The sequence below is a fragment of the Mesocryomonas lacus genome (genome assembly GCF_055730105.2).
In genome coordinates, this window is sequence record NZ_JBUZWF020000006.1 from 163290 (window position 1) to 185852 (window position 22563).

The following is a 22563-nucleotide window of genomic DNA, read 5'->3' on the forward strand; positions in this document are numbered from 1 at the left end:
CCGGAGATTGCGTAGCTGGGTGCGCGAAAACCGGTCGGGACAAGGCCGACCGGCTTTCGCTGCCCATGCAAGTCAGCGGCGCATCCCACGATGGGACCGCATTTTTGCAGCCGCTCTCCTGTCGCCACTTTCCCGCGCTGATTGTAACGCAGTGCTAAGCCGACGGTGACGGTCTTGTCCTGTTGCCCCCAGCCGATTACTCGGCCGCGGGCTTGCGGGTGCGACGGACGCGTGGCTTGGCCGGCGTGATGGTCTCGGGGGACGCCGCGAGGTCGTTCTCGACCTCGACCGTCTCGACGGCGTCCTCTTGCACATCACCCGTCCCGCTGGTGGCGCCCAGCGCTGTCGCATCGCTCAGCTGTGCCGCCTCTGCAGGCTGGGTCGTCTCGGGGAACGAACGCGGCGGAGCAATGTCGTCCGGCGCGGCCGCAGGCGCGGCTGCTCCCGCCGACGGGCGGTCGTGCTGGGTGGCGATCGGCGACACATCGGCCATCGGAAAGCTGTCGACGGCGACGACCCCGGCGACCGCGGTGCGCGCCGCAGCCCACTGGTCGAATTCCGCGGCCGTGATGACGCCCTGGTCCAGCGCCTTCTGGGGATCGCGGATGCCGGCGTCGCGCAGCTTGCGGTCGATCGGGGCCGCCTCGGCGACCAGCTCGAAGGCCGCCTCGAGCGCGGCAACGGGATGGTCGGTCCGCCCCTCGCCGAGATAGAGGTCGGGCGTCAGCCGGTCGCGCTGGGTGGAGGGGCGCATCAGGATTTGCGCGACCTCGGTCACCAGCTCGTCCGAGGGCATCGGCAGCGGGATGGCGAAGGGGAAGGCGACGACGCGCGTCAGCACCGCGGCCCAGCGGGCGGGCAGGTTGTCGAGCACGCCGTTGAAGGCGACCCCGATCCGGAAGAAACCCTTCTGCATGACGTATTCGACCAGCGGCCGGTCGGCCTCCGGTCGGCCCTCGCTCTCGAAGCGCTTCAGCGCGGCGCCGAGCAGGTACATCTCGGACAGGATGTCGCCGAGCCGGGCGGACAGGAGCTCCCGCCGCTTCAGGCTGCCGCCGAGCGTCAGCAGCGCGAGGTCGGAGAGCATTGAGAAGGCCGAGGCGTAGCGCGACAGCTGGCGCCAGTGGCTGGTGAAGGCGACGCCGACCGGCGCATGTGCTGCCAGCCCGCCGGTCCAGCCATGCAGCAGCGAGCGGAAGGTGTTGGTGACCGCGTGGCGGGCGTGCGCCCAGAAATGCGTGTCGAAGCTTTGGAGCCCGGCCGCCTTGTCGGTGTCGGCCAGCGCCAGCATTTCCTTGAGCAGGTAAGGATGCGCGCGGATGGCACCCTGGCCGAAGATCATCAGGCTGCGGGTGAGGATGTTGGCGCCCTCGACGGTGATGCCGATCGGCAGCGACTTGTACTGGGCGCCGAGATAGTTGCCCGGCCCGTCCATGATCGCCTTGCCGCCATGCACGTCCATCGCGCGCTCGACGGATTCGCGGGCGCGGTAGGTGGCGTGCGCCTTCATGATGGCCGAGACCACGGAGGGCCTGTGCCCCTCGTCGAGGGCGGCGACCGTCAGCCGGCGCGCGGCGTCGATCTGGTAGGCGTTGGCGGCAAGGTCCGCCAGCGGCTCCTGGATGCCCTCGAACTGGCCGATCGGCAGGTTGAACTGATGGCGGATGCGGGCATAGGCGCCGGTGACGCGGGCGCAGTAGGCGGCCGCCGCGGCGGCCTGCGAGGGCAGCGAGACTGAGCGGCCGGCGGCGAGTGCCGTCATCAGCATGGTCCAGCCCTGACCGATCTGCGCTTCGCCGCCGATCACCGCATTCATCGGGATGAACACGTCCTCGCCCGTCAGCGGGCCGTTCTGGAAGAAGGTGAACTGCGGGATGTGGCGATCGCCGGTGGTGACGCCCGCGGTGTCGGTCGGGATCAGCGCGACGGTGATGCCGAGCGACTCGCCCCGGCCGAGGAGGTTGTCCGGATCCGACAGCTTGAAGGCGAGGCCCATGACCGTCGCGACCGGGCCGAGGGTAATGTAGCGCTTGGCGAAGTTGAGCCGGATGCCAAGGACCTCTCGCCCCTCGTGCTCGCCGTGGCAGACGATGCCGTGGTCGGTCATGGAGGCAGCGTCCGAGCCGGCCTCCGCCGAGGTCAGGCCGAAACACGGAATCTCGCGGCCGTCGGCGAGGCGCGGCAGCCAGTAATCGCGCTGCGCGTCCGTGCCGAAGTGGAGCATCAGCTCGCCGGGTCCGAGCGAGTTCGGCACCATCACCGTGACGCCGGCGACGACGCTCGCCGACGAGACCTTGCGGACCACCTCGGAATGGGCGGTGTGCGAGAAGCCGAGGCCGCCATACTCCTTGGGGATGATCATCCCGAAGAATTTCTCCTGGCGCAGGAAGTCCCAGACTTCCTTCGGCAGGTCGCGGTCTTCCCAGACCAGCTTCCACTCGTCGATCATCGCGCAGAGCTGGTTGACCGGGCCGTCGATGAAGGCCTGCTCCTCGGGGGAGAGGCGCGAGGGCGGCATGTCGATGAGCTTCTGCCAGTCGGGGCTGCCGGTGAACAGCTCGCCGTCCCACCAGACCGTGCCGGCGGCGATCGCCTCCCGCTCGGTCGCCGAGATCGCCGGCAGCACGCCCTTGGCCCAGCGGAAGATCGGCTTGGTGATCCTGTCCCTGCGAAACGACATGGCATCCTCCCTCGAAGTGTTCCTTGACGGGGAACTTAACGCAGCGGACGGGAAAGTCGCGTATTGGATATGTCTGCAACTTCGCCGACAGTTCTTCTCGGCGCAAGCGCGACACCCGGCCGCGGCAGCAGCGTCCGGTACGTTGACGCCATATCCACCGTTTCCAGTCGCCCCGGGGCCGCTTACTTTCGACGGCCCAGCAGCCCTCGATCGCTCGGTTGCTTGACCGTGCCGTGCTTCAGCCTTCCGCCGAGGCTTCTTCGCGGGCGATGGCGTGGTGGCCGATGTCGGTGCGCCAGAAACCCTCCGGCCAGTCGATCTCGGCGACCGCGGCATAGGCCTTCACGGCCGCCTCGCCGACGCTCGGAGCCGAGGCGGTGACGCCGAGGACGCGGCCGCCCTCGGCCAGCATCCGGTCGCCGTCGCGCCGGGTGCCGGCATGGAAGACGATGGCGCGGTCGTCGTCCTCGGGCAGCGCGCGGATCTCGCTGCCCTTGGCATAGGCGCCGGGATAGCCCTGTGCGGCGACGACGACGCAGAGCGCCGGATCGTCGCGCCAGACCGGCGTGCAACCGGAGAGATCGCCCCGCGCCGCCTGCATCAGGATCGGCAGGAGGTCGCCCTCGAGCCGCATCATCAGCACCTGGCATTCGGGATCGCCGAAGCGGGCATTGTACTCGATAAGTTTCGGCCCGGTGCCGGTGAGCATCAGCCCGGCATAGAGCACGCCGGAGAACGGCGTGCCGGCTTCGCTGAGGCCCCTCAGCGTCGGGCGAATGATCTCGGCCATCACCTGCTCGATCAGGGCAGGCGTCATCACCGGAGCCGGCGAGTAGGCACCCATGCCGCCGGTGTTGGGGCCTTGATCGCCGTCGAAGGCGCGCTTGTGGTCCTGCGCGGTGCCGAACAAGACGGCGCGCGTTCCGTCGGCGAGGCAGAAGAGGCTTGCCTCCTCGCCGGTCATGCACTCCTCGACCACCACCTCGGCACCCTCCGGGGCGCCGGCGAAGCAGTCCTCCACCGCGGCGAGGGCGGCCTCAATGGTCTCGGCGACGGTGACGCCCTTGCCGGCGGCGAGCCCGTCCGCCTTGACGACGATCGGCGCGCCGCTCGCGCGGACATAGGCTTTGGCGCTCTCGGCATCGGCGAACCGCTGGTAGGCCGCGGTCGGGATCGACATGCGGGTGCAGAGGTCCTTGGTGAAGCCTTTCGAGCCCTCCAGCTGGGCGGCGGCCGCGGTCGGGCCGAAGACCAGGATGCCGGCGGCCGTCAGGGCATCGGCGATGCCGGCGACGAGCGGCGCCTCGGGGCCGACGACGACGAGATCAACGCCCTTATCGCGGCAGAAGGCGGTGACGGCGGCGTGGTCGGTGATGTCGAGCGGGACGATTTCCGCATGGGTGGCGATGCCGGGATTGCCGGGCGCAGCGTAGAAGGCGCCAATCTCGGGCGATTGCGCGAGTTTCCACGCCAGCGCGTGTTCGCGTCCGCCGGAGCCGATCAGGAGGAGATTGGTCATGGAACGGGGCCCGTCTTTCATCGCCGAAAGGCCGATTACGGGCGAGGAAGGCGCAAGGTCAAGGTCGCAAAGGCGCTACCAACGGGAAACATCTTGACGAAAGAGGCTTTCGGCGCACTCTCCGGCCATGTCGAATCTCAGAGATCCCGTTGCGTCCGCCCCGCCCGAGCACCGGGTTGCCGACGCGCCGTCCGACAATTTCGTCTACCGCCTGCTGCCGCAAGGTGCCTGGCCCTATGCGCAGCTCGCGCGCTGGGACAGGCCGATCGGCTGGCAGCTGCTGCTCTGGCCGTGCTGGTGGTCGGCCGCGCTCGCCCCGCAGGCGATGGCCGCGGGGGCGGTGACTACCGGCCTGCCGAGCCTCTGGCACCTCGCGCTGTTTCTCATCGGCGCCATCGCCATGCGCGGCGCCGGCTGCAGCTACAACGACCTCGTCGACCAGAAGATCGACGCCAAGGTCGCGCGCACCCGCTCGCGGCCGCTGCCATCGGGCCGCGTCACGAGCGGGCAGGCCAAGATCTTCGTCGTCGTGCAGGCGCTGGTCGGCCTTGCCGTGCTGCTGCAGTTCAATTTCTTCGCCATCTGCCTCGGCATCGCCTCGCTCGGCGTCGTCGCGGTCTATCCGTTCCTGAAGCGGGTGACCGACTGGCCGCAGCTCGGCCTCGGCCTCGCCTTCTCCTGGGGCGCGCTGATGGGCTGGGCCGCCTATTGGGGCTCGCTCGGGGCAGCGCCACTGCTGCTCTTTGCCGGCAGCGTGCTGTGGACCATCGGCTATGACACGATCTACGCGCACCAGGACAAGGAAGACGACGCGCTGGTCGGCGTGCGTTCGACGGCGCGGCTGTTCGGCCGGCACACAAAGCGGGCGCTGGCCTGGCTCTATGGCGGCACGCTCGTCTGCTTTGCCGCGGCCTACTGGCTGACCGGGCCGGATGTCGGGCCGACCTGGCCGGCCTTTGCCGCCCTTGCCATCGGCGCGGGGCAGATGTTCTGGCAGATCCGCACGCTCAACATCGACGATCCCGACCAGTGCCTGGTGCTGTTCAAGTCGAACACGTCGTTCGGCTGGATCGTCTTCGCCGGGCTGATCGCCTCGGCGCTCTGGGCGCTGGCGTTTCCCGGCTGAGGCCGCATCGACGCAGAAGGTTTCACGCAGAAAGGCCGGCGCATCCAGGGATGCGCCGGCCTTCTTTGATCGCTGAACAGCTACTGGTATCAGGTCCGGGCGATGATCTCTTCGCCGGAGATGACCATCCGCATCCCCAGGCCGCCGGGCTTGCGCCGGGCGAGGAAGCGCGGGCGCCGGTTGCGGTGCGGGCTCGCCGAGCGGCGGCGCGGGGCGGCGGCCGAAGCCCGGATGGCGCCGAGCGTCTCCTCCAGCGGCCGGACGCTGCCGTCCGACTCCACCATCAGCATCGGCAGGTTGAACAGCTCTGCCCAGCCGCGCCAATCGGCGGCGACGTCGAACAGGTCGCTGGCGACCAGCAGCGGCACGGAGAACTTCGGGTCCTCGTGGTAGAGCTCGAGGGTGACGGTCACCTCGCCGGCGCCGTCCTCCATCGCACGGGCGGCGATGCCCTTGAAGGCACGGGCCGGCAGCGCAATCGACATCGGCACGCCCGACATCTCCAGCTTGCGGCTGATCACCGCGCCGCGGTGGTCGACGCGGTAGCTGACGCGCTCGCCATTATCGAGCATTTCGAAGCTCTGCTTGCGGTCGGCCGCAGCAGGATCGAGCCGGATCGGAACATTCGCCCATTCGGGTTTCAGGGATGCTGAAGTGGAAGCCATGTTCATCTTGGACGCCTCTATGCCTCGCCTGAGAGCCGATCGCTCGGTCTCCCGGTATGACCGATGTCTCCCGGCCTTTGATGACTTGAAGCTACAGCCGGCATCTTGAGGTCAGCCTAAGAAAGTCAGTTAAGTGATCCTGACTATCCACAGGGTTACTGAGTCGAAAAACTGAATAGAATTTTAAACGACTTTTCCCGGATTCAGCAAATGGAAAGGATCGAACGTCCGTTTTAGATCGCGCATCAGCTTCATTTCCACAGCATCCTTGGTACGGGCAAGTTCATCTCGTTTTAACTGTCCGATACCGTGCTCGGCCGAGAAGCTGCCGTCGAGGCTGGCGACGATGCCGTGGACGATCTGGTTGAGCTCGGTCCAGCGCGCGAGGAAGGCCGCCTTGTCGGCGCCGACGGGCTGCGAGACGTTGTAGTGGATGTTGCCGTCGCCCAGATGGCCAAAAGCGACAATGCGCGCGCCTGGGATCGCCGCAAGGACGGCGGCATCGGCGGTGGCGAGGAACTCCGGCACGCGGGCGATGGGCACAGAGACGTCGTGCTTGATCGAGCCGCCTTCCGGCTTCTGCGCCCAGCTCATCTCCTCGCGCATGGTCCAGAACGCCTTGGCGTCGGAAAGCGACTGGGCGATCGCGGCGTCGTCGATGGTGCCGTCCTCGAGCGCCGTGCCGAGAATTTCCTCCATCGTGTCGCGGGCATCCTCGGCCGAGCGCGAGGAGGAGATCTCGACCAGCACGTACCAAGGATGCGCCGATGCCAGCGGGTCGCGGGCGCCTTGCGTGTGGCGCAAGGTGAACTCCATGCCGCGGCGGCCCATCAGCTCGAAGGCGGTCAGCTGCGCGCCGGCCCGGTCCTGCGTCAGCGTCAAAAGCTGCAGGGCGGCCTCCGGCGAGGTAAGGCCGACATAGGCGACCTCGCGCCCGGCAGGCTTGGGGTGAAGCTTCAGGACGGCGGCGGTGATCACCGCGAGCGTGCCCTCGGCGCCGATCAGAAGGTCCTTCCAGTCATAGCCGCGGTTGTCCTTCTTCAGCCGGCGCAGGCCGTGCATAATCTCCCCCGACGGCAGCACCGCCTCGAGGCCGAGGCAGAGCTCGCGGGCGTTGCCATAGGCGATGACGCCCGTGCCGCCGGCATTGGAGGAAAGGTTTCCGCCGATCTGGCACGAGCCCTCCGACCCCAGCGACAGCGGGAAGAGGAGGCCTGCCTCATCGGCCGCCGCTTGTGCCGTCGCGAGCACGACGCCGGCCTCGACCGTCAGCGTGCGGCCGACGGGGTCGATCGCGCGGATGCGGTTGAGGCGCGACAGCGACAGCACCACCTCGGCCGACGAGCGTGGCGACTGGCCGCCGACGAGCCCGGTATTGCCGCCTTGCGGCACGATCGGCGTGCGGGTTTCGGTGGCGAGCGCCATGATAGCGGCGACCTCGGCGGTGGAGCCGGGACGCAGCACCAGCTGCGTCTGGCCGTGGAAGAGGTCGCGCGGTTCGTGCAGGAACGGGGCGATCAGGTCGGGCGAGCGCAGCGCATTGGCCTCGCCAACGAGCGCGGTGAAGCGGGCGAGCGAATCGGCGGAAAGCGGGGGATGATCCATGCGCGGACGATAGCCACGCCGCGGAGCCGCGTCGAGCGGATGCGCCTTACCCGCGGGGTGCGGCGGCGCGCGAGAGCCGGTCGTTGATGGCTTCGCCAAGGCCCTCGGTGGGGATCGGCGCGACGGCGATGCTGGCAATGTCCGGCCGATCGAGCGCGCTGAGGGCAGCAAACAGGTTGGCGGCGGCCTCGCGGAGATCGCCGGACGGGCTGAGGTTGACGATGCCCGCTGCTTGCTCCTCGCCGGGAAGGCGTGTCGGACCGAAAGCGATCAGCCATTCGCCGGGCAGGACAAAGCGCGCCTCCAGCCGGACGCGGCCCTCGGGCGCGTAGTGCGAGGCGAGCTGGCCGGGCGCCTCGATGCCGGCATCCGGGCCCGGCCTGAACACCGGCAAGCCGATGCGGGCGGCGATCTCGGCGGCGGGAATGCCGCCGGCGCGCAGGAGCGCGATGCGATCGCCCATCGGCTTGACGATGGTGGATTCCAGCCCGACGGCCGACGGACCGCCATCAATGATCAGATCGACGCGCTCGCCAAGGCTCGCCTCCACATGGTCGGCAGTGGTCGGGCTGACGCGGCCGGAGCGGTTGGCGCTGGGCGCGGCGACCGGCCCTCCGAGCGCGGCGATGATCGAGCGGGCGATGCCGTGGGGCATCCGCAGCGCGATGGTGGACAGGCCGCCGCCGACGAGCGGATGGATGCCGGCACTGTCGCGCAAGGGAAGGACAATGGTCAGGGGCCCCGGCCAGAAGGCCTCCGCCAGCTGCCGAGCGAGCGGATCGAACATGGCCGTCGCCTCGGCCATCGCCATGTCGGACACATGGGCAATCAGCGGATTGAAGCGGGGCCGGCCCTTTGCCGCGAAGATGCCGGCAACGCCCGTGCCGTTGGTCGCGTCGGCGCCGAGGCCGTAGACGGTCTCCGTCGGAATCGCCACGAGGCCGCCGGCCCGCAGAACTTCTGCGGCCAGCGCAACACTGTCATCGGAGCGGGAGGATATTCGCCGGGTCATACCGGGTCTTCTGCCGGCAAACCACGGCAAAAGCAAAAAAGAGCAGCGGCCCGAGGGGGAGGGCGGCTGCTCTTTTCACTGTCAGATCCGGCGGGGGGACCGGATGGTCTGAAAACGCCCGGGCTTGGCGACATCGATCGGGAAGGGGGGCCGGATCGGGGTCGGGGGGTGCCAAGTGTTCGTGTGGCGTTGCTGGAATAAGCGTGGCGGTCGGGAAGGGTTCCGGGGAAAGTAAAAAATATCTAAATTTCTGGGGGAGTTCGGCGAATTCTTTTGCCGCACGGCGGTCGCACGACGGCAGCGTGGGAAGTCAGCGGTGGTGGGGGACTTGGCAAAGGGTGCGGGCCAGCTTGAGGAGCGCTAGCGATGTGCGTTGCGCGCTGAGTGTTCTGTGACGAATGGAAACGTCCCAGTTTCGTCATCCCGGACTTGATCTCTGCGAAACTAATGGTTTCGCTGGGATCCATTCCTCTGCGGTGGATGCCGCAGTCCGTGACAGAACACCGGAAGGTCGACCGTACGATCGCTCGTTCAAAGATTTGGAATGGATCCCAGCGAAACCATTGGTTTCGCAGAGATCAAGTCCGGGATGACGAAGCGTTGGCGTGAGCGTCCAGCTTATTCAAGCCAACGGGCAGTCCCCGTGCACAAGGCGCCCCCTTCAGGCCAACAAATGCTACCGCCTCTCAGGCCGCAATAAACTAACGCGTGGCGACGAAGGCATTCGCGACCCTTTCGGCCGCGGCGATGATGCCCTGGCTGCCGACGGCGGGGAGCCGCGGGCCGCGGGTGCTGGCGTTCGTATCGTCCTTGACCCTGTCGGCCATGTAGGCGGCCTTTTCGGCTTCGGCGGCGCGGCGGAAGCCGTTGGCGGAGATCTGCAGCCAGCGGCGCAGGCGGGCCTTTTCGGCGGCATCGAGCGGATCGCGCGCGCCGGCCATGGCTGGCGGCAGGTCGGGGCCGAACACTTCGCGGGCGCCGCTGGTCAGTCCGTCCAGCGGGCCGAGCGCGGCGATCTGGATCGGACCGCCGGCATGCAGGATCTTCGGCGCCGGCTTCAGAGCGGCGGCGTCGACCTTGCGGGCAGCGGCCTTCTCGGCCTCGGCGGTCGCGGTGATCAGCTGCAGCGGATCGATATGCGGGGCCGGATGCTCGGCCGGACCGTAGGCGGCGAGGAACGTCGAATCCCGGTCGGGCGCGGCGGTCTCGGCTGGCGGGGCGGCAGTCCGGGCGACCACCACCGGGGTCTCGGCGGGCCGGCGGTTCTCGGCGAACCGGACGAGGTCCGCCGACAGCGCGGCGAAGACCGATCCTGCCTTGCTCGTCAGGCCCTTCAAGCTGGCGACGAGGCTCGGGGCGGCCGGCGCGTCGAGCGGCTTGATCAGGTCCTTGAACGGCCAGGCGGCGCGCAGGCCGGCGACGTCGTAGGCGGAGACGTTGACGTCGATGTCGTGCTTGGCGCCCTTGACGCGGTAGGGGCACTGCTTAGGCGAGCAGTTGTGCATCGAGGAGAACTGCCAGAGCGCGTAGCTCGGCCAGGTCGTCTCGGGGAAGAGCCCGGTGATGTCGTCGCGGTAGCGGGCGTACCAGAGCGGCAGGCGCGACAGCAGCGGATAGGTCTCGCGGTAGTCGGAGATCCACTTGGCGGTGGAGCCATTGGTGTAGAGGACGGGGTAGCGGCCGGTGCGGATCTTCACCTGGTCGGCGAAGATCTCGGCATCGGCAAGGCTCATCCACTCGTTGGTGTTGTCCTCGATGTCGATGGCGATGAGGTCGTCGGCCTCCGGCTCGGCGAAATCGATGAAGTGGTCGGCCTGGGCGCGCGGATTGCCGGGACGGGCGAGGTGGTAGGCGCCCCATTTCAGACCCAGCGTCTTCGCCATGGTCCGCCGCGTCATATAGAGTTCCTTGGTGACAGAGTACTTCCACCAGCGGTTCTTGCAGAGCAGTTCGTCGTCGCCCGTCTTGCCGCTGCAGTTCCATTCCGGCGGCATGCCGTCGGAGGCCTTGTTGATGAAACCGGCGATGCGCTTGTCCTCCGCCAGTTCCTTCCAGTCGATCGGGTTGAACTCGTAGGCATCGACGACGAGCGCGCGATCCTCCGCCTTCCAAGGCTTGTTCCAGGCGGCGCCGGCGGTGTCCGTAAACACGGCGACGAGCGTCATGGCTGCCACGAAAGCGGCGCGCAAGTTCTGCATCCAGAAATTCCCCTTCGCAGCCACCCCGCCCCCAAGCGGTTTTGGGGACCTTCCCCAGCGGCTACAGGGACTTGTGTGCCTGACCAATCGGGCCTGTTCCGGGCACGCTGAGTAATATCAGATTACCGGATGAAACATAGCGTGATAATTTGGTGGCGTGTCATAGTTAAGGGATTGTTCCCGTTGCCTTAGCGCCACCTTGCGCGAAACTGTCGCCGCCGCACAAGGCGGGGTCCCAACCCTAGAAAAGGGCCGCAAGCGGCTGATCCCGAATGCGAAAACGGCAGCCTCCGACACAATTCGGGGCTGCCGTTCTGCAGGAAGGGTGATGCGTCCTGTCGGCCTTCAGCCGGCGATGCGGGCGAAGTCGGCGACCTTGCGGGTGGCGAGGCGGATGCGGGCGAGGAGGGCAAGCCGGTTGGCGCGCACCGCCGCGTCGTCGGCATTGACCAGCACCTTCTCGAAGAAGCCGTCGACCGGGCCGCGGAGGCCTGCCAGCGCCGTCATGGCGCTCGCATAGTCCTCACGGGCGACGGCCGCGGAGACGTCGGCATCCACCGTGGCGATCGCGGTGGCAAGCGCCTGTTCCTCGGGCTCGGCCAGGAGGGCGGGGGCAACGCTGTCGGCGATGCGCGTGCCCTTCTTCTCCTCGGCGGCGAGGATGTTGGCGGCGCGGCGGGTCCCGCCGAGGAGGTTCTTGCCGTCCTCGGTGGCGAGGAAGGCGCCGAGCGCTTCGACACGGCGGGCGATGTCGAGGAGGTTGTCGCCCGACGAACTGCCGATCTCCCCCCTGGAGGGGGAGATGGCCGGCAGGCCAGAGGGGGGCACGCTGCCGCCAGCGTTCGAGGACGCACCATCGGCGGGCGTCGTGTCGCGCGCGCTCCCCTCTGCCTTGCCAGGCATCTCCCCCTCTTGGGGGGAGATCGAAGCGTCGGCGTCGAGGACACCAGACAGCACGGCGTCGACGAGATCATGCCGCGCGCCCTGATCGCGGAGCTGAACCTTGAGGCGGTCGTGGAAGAAGGAGAGGAGGTCGGCGTCATCGACGATGTCGGCAAGACGCAGGTCAAGCGAGCGGTCGAGCACGATCCGGATTAAGCCGAGCGCTGCGCGCCTGAGGGCATAGGGGTCCTTCGACCCCGTCGGCTTCTCGTCGATCGCCCAGAACCCGGTGAGCGTGTCCAGCTTGTCGGCGAGCGCCACGGCGATCGCCACCGGATCGGTTGGGACGGCGTCGGACGGGCCTTGCGGCTTGTAGTGTTCCTCAATGGCCGCTTGCACCGACGGGTGCTCGCCCTGGAGGCCGGCGTAGTAGCGGCCCATCAGCCCCTGCAGTTCCGGGAACTCGCCGACGGCCTCGCTGGTGAGGTCGGCTTTCGCCAGCAGCGCGGCGCGCATCGCCAGCGCCGGGTCGGCGCCGACCATCGGGGCGATCTGTTCGGCCAAGGCCGCGATGCGCTGGACGCGGGCGCCTTGGGTGCCGAGCTTGGCGTGGAAGGTGACGCCGAGGGCGTCGAGTTTCGCCATGCGCTGGTCGAGCGGCTTCGACAGGTCGAGGCCGAGCTTTTCGGCGGAGGCGGCAAGGCCCGCCTGGTCGGGGAGGGCGCCCTGGTCGGTCTGCCAGAAGTAGAGCGCATCCGACAGGCGGGCGCGCACCACCTTGCCGTTGCCGCGGGCGATCTCGGCGCCGCCATCGGAGGCTTCGATGTTGGCGACGAGGATGAACTTGTTCGACAGGCCCTCGCCGCCGACCGGGCGGGTGACGAAGCATTTCTGGTTGGTCTTGATGGTGAGGCGCACGACCTCCGGCGGGATGGCGAGGAAGGCTTCCTCGAACGTGCCCATCAGCGTCACCGGCCATTCGACGAGGCCGGAGACTTCTTCCAGCAGCGCCTCATCCGGCACGACTTCGAGGCCGATGGCGAAGGCGAGGTTCTCGGCGTCGGTCTTGATGATCTGCTGGCGGCGCTCGGCGTCGAGGACGACGTAGGCCTTCTCCAAGCTTGTTACGTAGTCGTCGAAGCGGCGCACCCGGATCGCGTCCGGGGCGTGGAAGCGATGGCCGTAGGTCAAGTTGCCCGAGCGGATGCCGGAAACCTCGAAGTCGACGACCTCGGGCTCCGAGGTTTCCGGGCCGAACATGCAGAGGATCGACTGCAGCGGGCGGACCCAGCGCAGGCTCCCGGGCGCTGCCGAAGCCTTGCCCCAGCGCATCGACTTTGGCCACGGAAACTCGCGGATGATGGCCGGCATCAGTTCGGCGACGATTTCTTCGGTCGGCCGGCCAGGCTTGCGGAGATGGGCGACATAGAAATCGCCCTTCTTCGGGTCGCTGTGGACGTGCGCCTCCTCGATCGACGACAGGCCGGCGCCCTTCAGAAAACCCTCGATCGCCTTGGCCGGTGCGTCGGTGCGCGGGCCCTTGCGGTCCTCGACGGTGTCCTTGGAACGGGCGTCGACGCCGCGGATGTCGAGCGTCAGCCGGCGCGGCGTCCAGTACTCGCGCGCGCCCTCATAGGTGAGGCCGGCGGCGACGAGGCCATCGGTGACGAGCTTGCGCAAATCGCCCGCGGCCTTGCGCTGCATGCGGGCGGGGATTTCCTCGGAGCGCAATTCGATCAACAGGTCGGGCATCGGTCTCTCCACCCTCCGAAGAGGGGTTTCGGCCGGCGGTCGGCCTTATCGTTTCGGTCGCGGGCGGCGCTTGCCCGGCGGCGGCGCCAGGGCAGGCTCGTCGCGGCGCGGCAAGCCCTGCCGCTCTTCGACCACGGCGCGGATGGTGTCAAGAACGGCGGCGGCATCAGTGCGCACGGTGGCATTGGCGAAGCGCAGCACGCGGTATCCCTTGGCGTCGAGCCAGACGTCGCGGGCCGCGTCCTTGGCGAGTTGGCGCGGGGTGCGGTGCTGGTCGCCGTCGAGCTCCACGATGAGGCCGAGGGGGTGCGAGACGAAATCGCAGAGATAGGGGCCGATGCGGACCTGGCGGCGGAAGTGGCGGCCTTCGCCGGGGATGGCCTGAAGAGACGGCCAAAGGGATTGTTCGAGGGGGTTGGAGGTCGCTTGCACGGCCCGGCGGTCGCGCTGGGCTTTCAGCTCAAGGCGGGTCAGCGCCATGGGGTAGGGCGGGGCTGTGCGGCGTATGTCGAATGGTTGCGGGTGGCACACCCCCCTCTGCCTGCCGGCATCTCCCCCTCAAGGGGCGAGATCGGCTTGTCGCCGGCGGCCGAGTGCCTGATCTCCCCCCTTGAGGGGGAGATGGCCGGCAGGCCAGAGGGGGGTGTGAGCACCGTCAGCGGAAGCGGTGTAAGCCCCGGCAGCGGGCGCGGTGAGCACCCCAACAGCGCAGGCGGAAAGCGCCGCCGGCCGCCCTGTCCCGTCCGCCTCATGCCCTAGATGTCGCCCTTCGACGTATCGCAGGCGGCGATGTTGCCCTGCTCGTAGCCGCGCTTGAACCAGGTCTGGCGCTGGGCCGAGGTGCCGTGGTTGAAGCTGTCGGGCACGACGTAGCCCTGGCTTTCCTTCTGCAGCGTATCATCGCCGATCTGCTGGGCGGCGTTCAGGGCCTCGTCGATGTCGCCGGGCTCGATGTAGCCGGCGCCTTGCGTGTCGTGTGCCCAGATGCCGGCATAGCAGTCGGCCTGAAGCTCGATGCGCACCGACATGGCGTTGGCGTCGGTCTGGCTGGCGTTCTGCCGGGCGCGGTCGAAGGCGGGGAGGATGCCGGTGATGTTCTGGACGTGATGGCCGACCTCATGCGCGATGACATAGGCCTGCGCGAAATCGCCGGGCGAGTTCAGCTGGCCTTGAAGTTGCCGGAAGAAGCCGAGGTCGAGGTAGAGCTTCTGGTCGTTCGGGCAGTAGAACGGACCGCTGGCCGAACTCGCACTGCCGCAGGCGGAGGCGACCGAATTGTTGAAGAGGACGAGCGTCGGCTTTGGATACTGCTGGCCGGCATCGGCGAAACGCTTCGTCCAGACGTCCTCTGTGTCGGCAAGCACCGTCGCGACGAAATCGTCGGTGGTGTCGGAGGTGCCGTTGACGCTCGGTCCGTTGGCGGTCTGCGACTGCGTCTGCTGCTGGCCGCCATCCATGCCGAACAGGAACATCGGGTTGACGCCGAAGCCGAACCACAGGACGCCGGCGATGATGATCAGCCCGACGATCCCGATGCCGCCACCCCGCCCGGCGCGCATCGGCACACGCATGCCGCCGCCACCGAAACCGCCGCCGCCATCGCCGCGGCGATCCTCAATGTTGTCGCTCTGCCGCCGACCTGTCCAACGCATGGATGCTCACTCCTGACTGACGTCCCGCACGGCAACGTTCCGCCCGCGGTTTAGTGCCATGCCGGTCACATTTTGCGTGATCGCCGTCGCAGATGACAAGCGATTAGCCAAGTCGGGGCTCGATGTTCGGCCTCAGGCCGCCTCGATCGCCGGCGCGACATAGCCGAGCCCGCCGCCTTCGGTCGCAAGGAAGGCCTCCCCGCAGGCCTTGGCCAGCGTGCGGACGCGAAAAATGTAGCTCTGGCGTTCGGTGACGGAGATCACGCCGCGGGCGTCGAGGAGGTTGAAGACGTGGCTCGCCTTGATCGCCTGGTCATAGGCCGGCTGGGCCATGCGGTGGCGTCGTTCGGCGTCGGCCTCGCCGGGGGCGCCGGCCTTCAGCAGCGCCTGGCACTCGGCTTCGGCCTCGTTGAAGTGGCGCAGCAGGACGGCGGTATCGGCGTGCTCGAAATTATAGCGGGAATATTCCTGCTCGGCCTGCAGGAAAATGTCGCCATAGGTGACCTTCTCGTCGCCTTCGCGGCCATTGAAGTTGAGGTCATAGATGGAATCGACGTTCTGGACGTACATCGCGAGCCGCTCGAGGCCGTAGGTGAGTTCGCCCGCCACCGGCGCGCATTCAATGCCGCAGATCTGCTGGAAATAGGTGAACTGCGAGACTTCCATGCCGTCGCACCAGCACTCCCAGCCGAGGCCCCAGGCGCCGAGCGTCGGGCTCTCCCAATCGTCCTCGACGAAGCGGATGTCGTGCAGCGCGGTGTCGATGCCGATCGCCTTCAGCGAGCCGAGATAGAGCTCCTGAAGGTTGGGCGGGTTCGGCTTCAGGATGACCTGGTACTGGTAGTAGTGCTGCAGCCGGTTGGGGTTCTCGCCGTAGCGGCCGTCCTTCGGCCGGCGAGAGGGCTGGGCATAGGCCGCGTTCCACGGTTTTGGCCCGAGCGCGCGCAGCGTGGTGCCGGGATGGAAGGTGCCGGCGCCGACCTCCATGTCGTAGGGCTGCAGGATCACGCAGCCATAATCCGCCCAGTAGCGGTGCAGCGTCAGGATCAGCGCCTGGAAGGAGCGCTCAGGGCGCATGTGCAGCGGCAGGTCGGTCATGGCGGGCTCTCGCTGTCTGGCCCCCGCGTCCGCGGTCCCCGGGGGATGCGGCGGGGGAAGGTGCTGCGCGAGTGCCATGCGCCGGCCGCGAGCGTCAAGCGCTTCGGCACCAGAAGAGGCTGAGAGCCAGACGCCAGCCAGTCCCGGCCGGACGGCTCAGTCGCGCTTGAGGCGGTAGATGCCGTCGGCGTCGCGCACCAGTGTGCCCTGCGCACCGCTTTGGCTTTCGGCCTCGGAGCGCCGGTTGCGCTCGGTGACGCGGACGGCCTCGCGCTTCAACTGCTTGAAGCCGTAGACGGCGGCGGCCCCGACGAGGCTGAGAAGGATGAATTGGGGCATCAGATCGACCATGGTGACGGGTCCGAAAACTATGAGCCGCGATCGGGCGCAAGTAAAGCGCCGGGCGGGGACGCCGGATGCGCCGGCGCCTTTCTCCGCAGGTTACAAGCCGTAGCGCGACCAGAGGCCGCGCTCCTCGGCCAGCGCGCCGAACTCCGCGACGGCGCCGGCCCCGATCCGCGCCGGATCGAGCCCGGTCGTGACGCCCGTGGCCGCCCGGCGGCCGAAGAGGCCGCGGTTCTGGCTGATCAGCACCGGTTTCACCTTCTCGCCGAAGCGGGCGTGGAGCACCGAGCGGAGGTCGCCAAGGCTGTCGACGAGACCAAGCTCCAGCCCGCGCTTGCCCGACCAGAACAGGCCGGTGAAGAGGTCGGGATGATCGGCGAGGCGGCTGCCGCGGGCGTTTCTAACGAGGTCGATGAAGGTTTCGTGCACCTCGGCCTGCAGCGCCAGGAGATGGGCGACATCCTCCGGCCGCTCCGGCTTAAAGGGGTCGAGCGTCGCCTTGTTGGTGCCCGACGTGTGCACCCGGCGCTCGATGCCGAGCTTGTCCAGAAGATCGACGAAGCCAAAGCCGCCGGAGACGACGCCGATCGAGCCGACGATCGAGGAGGGGTCGGCGATGATCTCGTCGCCGGCGCACGCGATCATGTAGCCGCCGGACGCCGCGACATCCTCGACGAACACCAGCACCTTCTTGTTCTTCTCGGCCGCAAGATCCCGGATCCGCTTGTAGATCAGCCGCGACTGCACCGGCGAGCCGCCGGGCGAGTTGATGACGATCGCCACCGCCGGCGCCTTCTTCATGGCGAAGGCCTTGTCCAGGAGGGAGGCGGTCGAGGCCAGCGACAGCGTCTGCCGCAGCGGCCCGGACCCCGCCATGATCGCCCCGCTCAAGCGGACCACCGGCACCGTCAGGGCATCCGACCGGAAGCGTTTCGGAAGATATTTCTGGAACGGGAACGCCACGCGGCTCAGCCTCTCGATGGGGATCAGAGCCTGGATATGGGAAGCCGCGGGGCTGTTGGCAAAGGTAGGGGAATGAAGGGGTGATCTGGTGCCGGATGAGCCGCTTTCGATTTGGATAGAGGTTCGGGGCGGGATGCCGATCCTGCAGCGAAAATGGTGCGCTTGGGGCGATGGCATGGGTCCCCGCCCTGCGGGCGAGGATGACGACCGGAGAGGGGGCGGCGGCTGGAGAGGTCGGAGGGCGGCGGTCGGAGGGCCGCGTCAGCGCACAGAACGGCCGGGCGTTCATCCACGGCAACCCGCTTCCTAAAACCTAGATGCCGCAAGTCGCGACACCCCTCCCGTCGTCATCCTCGCCCGAAGGGCGGGGACCCATGCCGGAGCGCTAGAACTAGGCTCGTCGGTGTCGGAGGATTTGGGGACGGGTTACCCGCTTCGCGCCAGCTCGCTCAGGTGAGTCCCAGGTTGATCCAGGCGGAGCCCATGCCGATGCCGGTGCCGATCTCGGTCAGCGCGCCGTCGCCGCCGTGCAGGATCGCCGGTGGCAGCAGCGATAGCGGGGCCCGCGAGGCCTTGCGGGCGTGGACGAGGATGCGGTTGGCCGGGCGGTCGGCATGGCTGTGGACCGGAAGAATGCGGACATCGCCGAGCCGGTTCGGCACGGCCGCGAGGATCTCTTGAAGGTTGACCGGCCGGGCGACCATGGCGAACAGGCCGCCGGTTTCGAGAAGGGCCGCCGCAATGCGGATCCAGGCGGTGAGGAAGCCGTCGTCCGGCATGCCGCGGGCGGTTTCGCGCAGGCGGTCGGTCGAGGCACGCCCGCCGGCGGGGTGGAAGGGCGGGTTGGTGAGGACGGTGGCGAAAGTGCCGTCGCCGAGCCCCGCGGCAAGACGCGAGCCGCGCCCGGCGAGAAGATCGGCCTCGACGACGGCGAGGCGGGGCGAGTGCTCGGCGTTCTCGGCGAGGGCGAGGGAGCGGCGCGCCAGATCCGCCATGACCGGCTGATTCTCGACGAGGGTCAGGTCGAGGCGCGGGCAGCGCACGGCCGCGGCAAAACCGGCGGTGCCGGCGCCGGCGCCGAGATCGGCGGCCTTGCCCGCGCGGTCCGGCGGGAGGCTTGCTGCCAGCAGCAGTGCGTCCAGTCCGGCGCGGAAACCGAAGCCGGACGGCTGCAACAGATGGAACCGGCCGGCGTAGAAGGCGTCGAGCGTGGTGCCCGCGGGGCCACCGGATTTTTCGGCTGCAGGCATCAATCCGTCAGAGTTCAAGCCTTCCGGACTCGCGCAGGCGCTCTCGGCGTTGTCTACGCCCGCTGGCACGCCGGCGGTTCCAACCGGCGCACCCGCCGTTCCAGCCGGCGCACCCAAAATTTCAGCGGGAGAGTTCATGGCCGAGATCGGCATCGCGCAGGAGCCGGCGGGCCTGGTCGACCTGTTCCTCGTCGATCATCACGCGCCGCGGCAGTGCGCCGATCGAGCCGTCGAGAATGCTCATGTGCTCGTCTGCGACGAAATGCTCGATCTCGGCATCCCGCAACAGCGACCCGACGAAGGAGATCAGCACGGGGTCGTTGGACCGCATCAGTTCGATCATCCGCTGCTTTTCCTTGCCTCATCGCCCGCATCCGTCGATGTCGGGCCTTTCAGGCGGGTGCCGCGCCGCCGAAGCCGACGATATGGCATCCGGCACGCGCCTGCAGCAATCCCGAGCGCCGCTTTTCGGCCGGACCTCGCGCTTTGCGATGCGGCGTCGCAGCGACGCAGCCTTTCCCTTGGCGGCGCAAACCCCATCTACCGGCTTGCCGGGCACGCCCGACCGTGTTTAGTCCTGCCGCAACCAACGGAGTGAACCCTCGTGAGTGTTGCCAGCCCCGTCCGGGAGACATCCGACATGGCGTCCGCTAGGGCGTCCGCCAGAGCATCAATCGACCCGATCGTCCAGCTGACCGCGCCCGACATGGGCAAGGTCAATGCGCTGATCCTGTCGATGGCCGGGTCGAATGTCGCCCTGATTCCCGAGATCGCCGAGCATCTCATCTCGTCCGGCGGCAAGCGGCTTCGGCCGATGCTGACCATCGCCTCCGCGCTCGCCTACGGCTATCGCGGCGCCGACCATGTGAAGCTCGCGGCCAGCGTCGAGTTCATGCACACGGCGACGCTGCTGCACGACGACGTCGTCGACGAGAGTGATTTGCGCCGCGGCAAGCAGACGGCGCGGATGATCTGGGGCAACCAGGCGAGTGTCCTCGTCGGCGACTTCCTGCTCGGCCAGGCCTTCAAGATGATGGTCGAGGTCGGCTCGCTCGACGCGCTCGACATTCTGTCGCGGGCCTCGGCGGTGATCGCCGAGGGCGAGGTCTGGCAGCTGTCGGCGGCCAAGAAGATGACGACGACGGAGGCCGATTACCTCCAGGTGATCGGCGCGAAGACCGCCGCGCTGTTCTCGGCCGCGACCGAAGTCGGTCCGGTGATCGCCGAGGCCGGGCCGGAGGCGCGGGCGTCCATGCGCGCTTACGGGCTCAATCTCGGCCTTGCCTTCCAGCTGTTCGACGATGTGCTCGACTATCGCGGCACGGCGAGCGCGCTCGGCAAGAACACCGGCGACGATTTCCGCGAGGGCAAGATCACGCTGCCGGTGATCCTCGCTTACGGTCAGGGCGACACTGCGGAGCAGGCGTTCTGGCGGGACTCGATGGAGCAGGGTGTCAACGACGATACCGCGCTCGCCGAGGCCAAGCGGCTCCTTGACCGGCACGGCGCGATCGAGGCGACCATCGAGCGCGCCCGCGGCTTCGGCGAGATCGCCTATGCGGCGGCCGCTGCGCTGCCGCGCTCGCCGAGCCGGGATGCGCTGATCGACGTCGTGGAATTCTGCATCGACCGGGTCAACTGACACGGTTTTCCGGCGGGGATGCGCCGCCGGGACCGGTGGTCAACGCAGACGTGCGCGCGGCCTGATCGGCCGGCTCTGGCGAAACGGTCGCAATATGGTCATTCTAACAGAACAATGAGAGCAATGGCCGCGTCTTCGGCGTGGCGGGCCATTCGATCGAATCGCAGCAGGCGAGGCCGGGCAGAACCCGGCAGCCGGCCAGACGATATCCGCCCATCAAAGGATTTCCTCGTGCAGCGTATTTCCCGGCTTGCCCTCGTCCTCGCGCTCAGCGCCGCCGCCGTGCCCGCCGCCCATGCCGCCGGCACCGAGACGCCGAAGCCCGCGGCGATCGTGCAGCCGCCGCTGATCCAGTCGCTCTCCGGAGCGTATCTGGCGGCGAAGTCGGCGCAGATCGACGGCGATCTCAACGCCTCCACCGGCTATTTCGGCCAGGCACTGGACCTCGACCCGACCTCTGAGATGCTGCAGCAGGAGGCAATGTTCGCCTTTCTCGCCGCCGGCCAGTTCCGCGAGGGCATCGATCTCGCCGCCAAGCTGCGCGATGCGCCCGATGCCGGCAAGGTGGCCCGCATCGCGCTCGGCGTCGATTTCCTGAAACAGAGCAAGTTCGAGCCGGCGATGGCCGAGTTCGACATCGTCAACCCGAGCGATCTCGATGCGCTGCTGCTCGGCCAGCTGTCGGCCTGGGCCGATGCCGGCAATCAGAAGTTCGACGATGCGCTGGCGCGCTTGAAGGAGTTGGACGGGGCCGAGTGGTACCCGATCTTCAACAACTACCAGTCCGGCCTGATCGCCAGCTTCGGCGGCAAGACGGATGCGGCCCGGACGTTCTTTGCCAAGGTGCTCGACGACAAGGCCAATGCGCAGACCTCGCCCGACGCCTATCTCGCCTCGGCCGAAGCTTTGGCGCGGCTGGAGATCGGCGCGGGCAAGAAGGACGCGGCGCTCGCCGCGCTCGCCCGCGGGCTCGACCTTGCCGAGAACTACGATCCGCTGCTTGACCTGAAGGGCCGCATCGAGAAGGACGAGAAGATCGCGCCGTCGATCGCCAGTGTTCAGCAAGGCGCGGCGGAGACGCTCTACATTCTCGGCCAGGCGATCAACCGCGGCGAAGGCCAGCAGGTGGCAATCCTCTATTTCCAGCTCGCTCGGACGCTGGCGCCGAACAATCCCGGCCTCCTGACCGCGCTCGCCGGCATTGCCGAGCGCTCCAAGCGGCTCGACGACGCTATCGCTTTCTACCAGCAGATCCCGCAGGATTCGGCGTTCCGCCGCACGGCCGAGCTGCAGATCGGCCTCGACATGTACACCGCCGAGCGCAAGGACGAGGCGAAGGCGCATCTGCGCCGTGCCGTCGAGACCTATCCCGACGACCTGCAGGCCTATCTGGCGCTTGCCGATGTCGTCGCCGCCGACAAGGAGTACGGCGAGGCGGCCAAGGTGCTGGACAAGGCGGTGACGCTCGCCGTCGAGCGCAAGGAAGAGACCTGGAACCTCTACTACAAGCGCGGCATCGCCAACGAGCGGCTGAAGCAGTGGGACAAGGCCGAGCCGGACTTTAACAAGGCGCTGGAGCTCTCGCCCAACCAGCCGCAGGTGTTGAACTATCTCGGCTATTCCTGGGTCGACATGAACCGCAACCTCGACAAGGGTCTCGGCATGATCAAGACCGCCGTCGATCTGCGCCCCAATGACGGCTACATCATCGATTCGCTCGGCTGGGCCTATTTCCGGCTCGCGCGCTATGACGACGCGGTCGAGCAGCTGGAGCGGGCGGTGCTGATCACGCCGGTGGACCCGACCATCAACGACCATCTCGGCGATGCCTACTGGCGCGTCGGCCGCGAGCGGGAGGCGCGCTTCCAGTGGGCCCGCGCCCTGGTCGGCGATCCGAAGCCCGAGCCGGAGGAGGTCGCCAAGATCGAGGCCAAGATCAAGGACGGTTTGCCGGCGGATGACCGCAAGGCGGACATGAGCGCTGGCGGGCCGACGAAGGCGCAGCCGGCCAAGGCCGACCCCAAGGCCATGCCGGCACCGAACGCCACGCCGGCACCGAACTCCACGCCGGCACCGAACGCCACGCCGGCACCGAAGGCCGCACCGGCGCCCGACGCCGCGCCGGCGCCCGGTGCCGTGCCGGCGCCCGCTGGCGCCACGCCGAACTGACAGGC

Annotated in this window: 17 protein-coding genes; 3 read left to right on the plus strand and 14 right to left on the minus strand. The window is 68.1% G+C overall.

What is annotated here, in order from left to right:
- Positions 1-196 precede the first annotated feature (196 nt).
- Together ACZLZQ_RS19825 and purD are read right to left on the minus strand one after the other, a co-directional pair.
- A complete protein-coding gene (locus ACZLZQ_RS19825) occupies positions 197-2680 on the minus strand; it encodes an acyl-CoA dehydrogenase (RefSeq protein WP_472950842.1) in 2484 nt (827 codons plus the stop codon).
- A 238-nt stretch (positions 2681-2918) separates the two neighbouring features.
- On the minus strand, positions 2919-4199 hold the full coding sequence (gene purD, locus ACZLZQ_RS19830) for a phosphoribosylamine--glycine ligase (protein ID WP_472950843.1): 1281 nt from the start codon (positions 4197-4199) through the stop codon (positions 2919-2921).
- Positions 4200-4326: 127 nt separating this feature from the next.
- On the opposite strand from purD, the gene ubiA reads away from it, so the two are divergent.
- On the plus strand, positions 4327-5325 hold the full coding sequence (gene ubiA, locus ACZLZQ_RS19835; protein WP_472950844.1) for a 4-hydroxybenzoate octaprenyltransferase: 999 nt from the start codon (positions 4327-4329) through the stop codon (positions 5323-5325).
- Between the two features lie 89 nt (positions 5326-5414).
- Here ubiA and ACZLZQ_RS19840 read toward each other — a convergent pair whose 3' ends face one another.
- The 12 genes from ACZLZQ_RS19840 to ACZLZQ_RS19895 all read right to left on the minus strand — a co-directional run bounded on the left by ACZLZQ_RS19840 (position 5415) and on the right by ACZLZQ_RS19895 (position 19090).
- On the minus strand, positions 5415-5996 hold the full coding sequence (locus ACZLZQ_RS19840; RefSeq protein ID WP_472950845.1) for a DUF6101 family protein: 582 nt from the start codon (positions 5994-5996) through the stop codon (positions 5415-5417).
- A 177-nt stretch (positions 5997-6173) separates the two neighbouring features.
- The gene (locus ACZLZQ_RS19845; RefSeq protein WP_472950846.1) at positions 6174-7595 is read right to left on the minus strand and encodes an FAD-binding oxidoreductase; all 1422 of its coding nucleotides are present in this window, start codon (positions 7593-7595) and stop codon (positions 6174-6176) included.
- 46 nt (positions 7596-7641) lie between these two features.
- Complete coding sequence (locus ACZLZQ_RS19850; RefSeq protein WP_472950847.1) at positions 7642-8607, minus strand: L-threonylcarbamoyladenylate synthase; 966 nt, start codon at positions 8605-8607, stop codon at positions 7642-7644.
- Positions 8608-9308: 701 nt separating this feature from the next.
- Positions 9309-10805 carry a glycoside hydrolase family 25 protein gene (locus tag ACZLZQ_RS19855; protein WP_472950848.1) on the minus strand — a complete coding sequence of 499 codons (1497 nt, stop codon included), beginning with the start codon at positions 10803-10805 and terminating at the stop codon, positions 9309-9311.
- Between the two features lie 345 nt (positions 10806-11150).
- The gene (glyS, locus tag ACZLZQ_RS19860) at positions 11151-13439 is read right to left on the minus strand and encodes a glycine--tRNA ligase subunit beta (RefSeq protein WP_472950849.1); all 2289 of its coding nucleotides are present in this window, start codon (positions 13437-13439) and stop codon (positions 11151-11153) included.
- Between the two features lie 45 nt (positions 13440-13484).
- Positions 13485-13919 (minus strand): endonuclease domain-containing protein, encoded by a 435-nt coding sequence (locus ACZLZQ_RS19865; protein WP_472950850.1) that lies wholly within the window; start codon positions 13917-13919, stop codon positions 13485-13487.
- Between the two features lie 275 nt (positions 13920-14194).
- On the minus strand, positions 14195-15091 hold the full coding sequence (ypfJ, locus tag ACZLZQ_RS19870; protein WP_472950851.1) for a KPN_02809 family neutral zinc metallopeptidase: 897 nt from the start codon (positions 15089-15091) through the stop codon (positions 14195-14197).
- Positions 15092-15223: 132 nt separating this feature from the next.
- Complete coding sequence (locus ACZLZQ_RS19875; RefSeq protein WP_472950852.1) at positions 15224-16189, minus strand: glycine--tRNA ligase subunit alpha; 966 nt, start codon at positions 16187-16189, stop codon at positions 15224-15226.
- A 156-nt stretch (positions 16190-16345) separates the two neighbouring features.
- On the minus strand, positions 16346-16528 hold the full coding sequence (locus ACZLZQ_RS19880; protein ID WP_472934577.1) for a hypothetical protein: 183 nt from the start codon (positions 16526-16528) through the stop codon (positions 16346-16348).
- A gap of 102 nt (positions 16529-16630) precedes the next feature.
- On the minus strand, positions 16631-17497 hold the full coding sequence (locus tag ACZLZQ_RS19885; protein ID WP_472950853.1) for a S49 family peptidase: 867 nt from the start codon (positions 17495-17497) through the stop codon (positions 16631-16633).
- Positions 17498-17946: 449 nt separating this feature from the next.
- The gene (locus tag ACZLZQ_RS19890) at positions 17947-18747 is read right to left on the minus strand and encodes a tRNA1(Val) (adenine(37)-N6)-methyltransferase (RefSeq protein ID WP_472950854.1); all 801 of its coding nucleotides are present in this window, start codon (positions 18745-18747) and stop codon (positions 17947-17949) included.
- 121 nt (positions 18748-18868) lie between these two features.
- The gene (locus ACZLZQ_RS19895) at positions 18869-19090 is read right to left on the minus strand and encodes a putative signal transducing protein (protein ID WP_472934580.1); all 222 of its coding nucleotides are present in this window, start codon (positions 19088-19090) and stop codon (positions 18869-18871) included.
- 297 nt (positions 19091-19387) lie between these two features.
- On the opposite strand from ACZLZQ_RS19895, the gene ACZLZQ_RS19900 reads away from it, so the two are divergent.
- Together ACZLZQ_RS19900 and ACZLZQ_RS19905 are read left to right on the plus strand one after the other, a co-directional pair.
- Positions 19388-20389 carry a polyprenyl synthetase family protein gene (locus ACZLZQ_RS19900; RefSeq protein ID WP_472950855.1) on the plus strand — a complete coding sequence of 334 codons (1002 nt, stop codon included), beginning with the start codon at positions 19388-19390 and terminating at the stop codon, positions 20387-20389.
- A gap of 231 nt (positions 20390-20620) precedes the next feature.
- Entirely contained in the window at positions 20621-22558 is a 1938-nt protein-coding gene (locus tag ACZLZQ_RS19905) for a tetratricopeptide repeat protein (protein WP_472950856.1), read from the plus strand.
- Positions 22559-22563: the final 5 nt, after the last annotated feature.

Excerpts from the sequence above, each read along its gene's own strand:
- ACZLZQ_RS19825 (WP_472950842.1), bottom strand. The coding sequence starts at position 2,680 with ATGTCGTTTCGCAGGGACAGGATCACCAAGCCGATCTTCCGCTGGGCC.
- purD (WP_472950843.1), bottom strand. The coding sequence starts at position 4,199 with ATGACCAATCTCCTCCTGATCGGCTCCGGCGGACGCGAACACGCGCTG.
- ubiA (WP_472950844.1), top strand. The coding sequence starts at position 4,327 with ATGTCGAATCTCAGAGATCCCGTTGCGTCCGCCCCGCCCGAGCACCGG.
- ACZLZQ_RS19840 (WP_472950845.1), bottom strand. The coding sequence starts at position 5,996 with ATGAACATGGCTTCCACTTCAGCATCCCTGAAACCCGAATGGGCGAAT.
- ACZLZQ_RS19845 (WP_472950846.1), bottom strand. The coding sequence starts at position 7,595 with ATGGATCATCCCCCGCTTTCCGCCGATTCGCTCGCCCGCTTCACCGCG.
- ACZLZQ_RS19850 (WP_472950847.1), bottom strand. The coding sequence starts at position 8,607 with ATGACCCGGCGAATATCCTCCCGCTCCGATGACAGTGTTGCGCTGGCC.
- ACZLZQ_RS19855 (WP_472950848.1), bottom strand. The coding sequence starts at position 10,805 with ATGCAGAACTTGCGCGCCGCTTTCGTGGCAGCCATGACGCTCGTCGCC.
- glyS (WP_472950849.1), bottom strand. The coding sequence starts at position 13,439 with ATGCCCGACCTGTTGATCGAATTGCGCTCCGAGGAAATCCCCGCCCGC.
- ACZLZQ_RS19865 (WP_472950850.1), bottom strand. The coding sequence starts at position 13,919 with ATGGCGCTGACCCGCCTTGAGCTGAAAGCCCAGCGCGACCGCCGGGCC.
- ypfJ (WP_472950851.1), bottom strand. The coding sequence starts at position 15,091 with ATGCGTTGGACAGGTCGGCGGCAGAGCGACAACATTGAGGATCGCCGC.
- ACZLZQ_RS19875 (WP_472950852.1), bottom strand. The coding sequence starts at position 16,189 with ATGACCGACCTGCCGCTGCACATGCGCCCTGAGCGCTCCTTCCAGGCG.
- ACZLZQ_RS19880 (WP_472934577.1), bottom strand. The coding sequence starts at position 16,528 with ATGCCCCAATTCATCCTTCTCAGCCTCGTCGGGGCCGCCGCCGTCTAC.
- ACZLZQ_RS19890 (WP_472950854.1), bottom strand. The coding sequence starts at position 18,747 with ATGCCTGCAGCCGAAAAATCCGGTGGCCCCGCGGGCACCACGCTCGAC.
- ACZLZQ_RS19895 (WP_472934580.1), bottom strand. The coding sequence starts at position 19,090 with ATGATCGAACTGATGCGGTCCAACGACCCCGTGCTGATCTCCTTCGTC.
- ACZLZQ_RS19900 (WP_472950855.1), top strand. The coding sequence starts at position 19,388 with ATGGCGTCCGCTAGGGCGTCCGCCAGAGCATCAATCGACCCGATCGTC.